The organism is Candidatus Caldatribacterium sp. (genome assembly GCA_014359405.1).
Taxonomy (GTDB): domain Bacteria; phylum Atribacterota; class Atribacteria; order Atribacterales; family Caldatribacteriaceae; genus Caldatribacterium; species Caldatribacterium oleiphilum.
The window spans coordinates 1-1,853 of the sequence record JACIZN010000190.1; the positions used below are offsets into that span (position 1 = coordinate 1).

Below are 1,853 nucleotides of genomic sequence, written 5' to 3' on the forward strand. Positions count from 1 at the left end.
GGTTTTTGTGATTGGAAGACCAAAGAAGACGAAAAGGACGTGAGGGTTAAGCACCTCTTCCACAGTTCTCCGCCCCCTTGAAGAAGAGATTGGCAAAAAGAATCACAAAGAGGAAATAGCTCACGAGGAAGGAAGCAACGAAGACGTTGAGCCGCACCCGCAGGTACCGCAGAAGGACAAAAAGCCACATACCGGCAATCCCCTCGCGGATGAAAATCCCCCGCCACAGGGAGTAGCGGCGGGTCCTCAAAAGCTCCCGGACCTGCCGGGCGATGAGCCCAAGGAGAATAAGAGAAAGCGCCATGCCGCTAAGAAGACTGAGAATGGTTCGAATCATGGTTTTTCTTTCGCTCCATTTCCCGGCTTGCTCTCATGAGGGTGTCGTAGAGGTTGTAAAGACCCAGGGTAGCTCCCAGGGCAAGAAGAGAGAGCGTCCAGGAGAACCCGAGAGGATACCTCCGATCGAGGTACTGTCCCAGAAAGACCCCAAGAAGTATCGGGGCAACCGTCACCCAGGCAAGGTCCCAGACTTCCCCAAGAATCCTCCATACGTTTTCCTCTTCAAACCTTTTCCTCATAGGAGTATTATACGCCGGAAAGAAAAAAGTGGTGTGGGGGACCCGGGGGGTACTTGAAAAAACCCGTTTCTCTGAGTATATTATTAGGCAGGAGCGGAAATAGCTCAGGGGTAGAGCATCGGCTTCCCAAGCCGAGGGCCGCGGGTTCGAATCCCGTTTTCCGCTCCAGTTTTTATTTGTACGGATACCTCTCGGCGAACCGGGCCACCATCCAGTCGGGGAAGAGGCGCCGGACAAAGAGAGGCAGAACCCGGTTGCGCCACCCGGGAATGTAGACGGCCTTCCCCTGCTCGTAGGCAAGGAGCGCTCCTTTGACGACTTCTTCCGGCTGCATCACAAAAGAGGTTTTCTCCGGGCGTTTCATTCCCCCACGAGCTCTCTCAAAGAACTTGCTCTCTGTGGGTCCAGGTGCCACGTAGAGAACGTGGACGTTGTGTTTTTTCCACTCGGCCCAGAGGGCAAGAGAAAGGGAGTACACGTAGGCTTTCGTGGCGGCGTAGACGGCAAAGTGAGGAAGAGGGAAAAAGCCGGCAAGAGACCCAACGTTGATGATGCCGCCTCGTTTCCTCTCCACCATCTGCTTTCCGGCGTGGAAGGAGAGTTCCGTTAGGGCCGCCACGTTGAGCTCGATAATTTCCCGGTGTCGGGAAGAAGGAACGCTCAGGAATTCCCCATGGACCCCTGCACCGGCATTGTTCACGAGGAGCTCCACCTCGAACTCCTCGAGAACCTCCACTGCTTTGTCGAGTTCTCTCGTGAGGTCGCAGCGGAGAGTTACTGTCTCTGTGCCATGCTCTTTTGCGATTTTCTCTGCCACACGTTGCAGGTCTTTCTCGCTTCGCCCAAGGAGGATGAGGTTCATTCCCCTTTGGGAAAGTGCATAGGCAAACGCTTCCCCAATTCCTGAGGAAGCCCCAGTCACGAAAGCCCATGTTCCAGGTGCAAGCTCAGGCACAGGAATCACCTCGGTACGTGCTCTTTTGGAAATGGTAGCTCATGTTTGCCTCTCTTGCACTGAATGAGAAAGGTAACTCGCTTCATTGTTGCAGGGATTGGAAGACAAACGCTTGAGTGTTCTCAGGGTGCTTGGAGAAATCCGAAAAAGGGACTGAATTTCTAACATTCATGTGCTATAAAGAGAAAGAAGGAGGTTTTCCTATGGCTTCGGATACCACTTTCCTCAACCCCAACTGGCTCCTCACGACAAAAGAAGCGGTGTGGCTCTACCATGAGGTGGCGCTTCCCCTTCGGAAATCCCGGGGTATCGTCGATGTC

At 53.8% G+C, this 1,853-nt stretch carries 3 protein-coding genes and 1 tRNA gene; 1 reads left to right on the plus strand and 3 read right to left on the minus strand.

Translation table 11 applies throughout. The annotated features are described in order from the left end of the window. Positions 1 to 46: 46 nt before the first annotated feature. Complete coding sequence (locus H5U36_10275) at positions 47 to 337, minus strand: hypothetical protein (GenBank protein MBC7218492.1); 291 nt, start codon at positions 335 to 337, stop codon at positions 47 to 49. Next, on the minus strand, positions 309 to 578 hold the full coding sequence (locus H5U36_10280) for an AtpZ/AtpI family protein (GenBank protein ID MBC7218493.1): 270 nt from the start codon (positions 576 to 578) through the stop codon (positions 309 to 311). The genes H5U36_10275 and H5U36_10280 overlap by 29 nt, the downstream gene beginning before the upstream one ends. Positions 579 to 671: 93 nt before the next feature. Here H5U36_10280 and H5U36_10285 point away from each other — a divergent pair. Continuing rightward, a tRNA-Gly gene (locus H5U36_10285) sits at positions 672 to 746 on the plus strand. A 4-nt stretch (positions 747 to 750) separates the two neighbouring features. Here the strand turns inward: H5U36_10285 and H5U36_10290 are convergent. Then, positions 751 to 1,533: an SDR family NAD(P)-dependent oxidoreductase gene (locus H5U36_10290; GenBank protein ID MBC7218494.1), complete on the minus strand. Its 783-nt coding sequence runs from the start codon at positions 1,531 to 1,533 to the stop codon at positions 751 to 753. Positions 1,534 to 1,853: the final 320 nt, after the last annotated feature.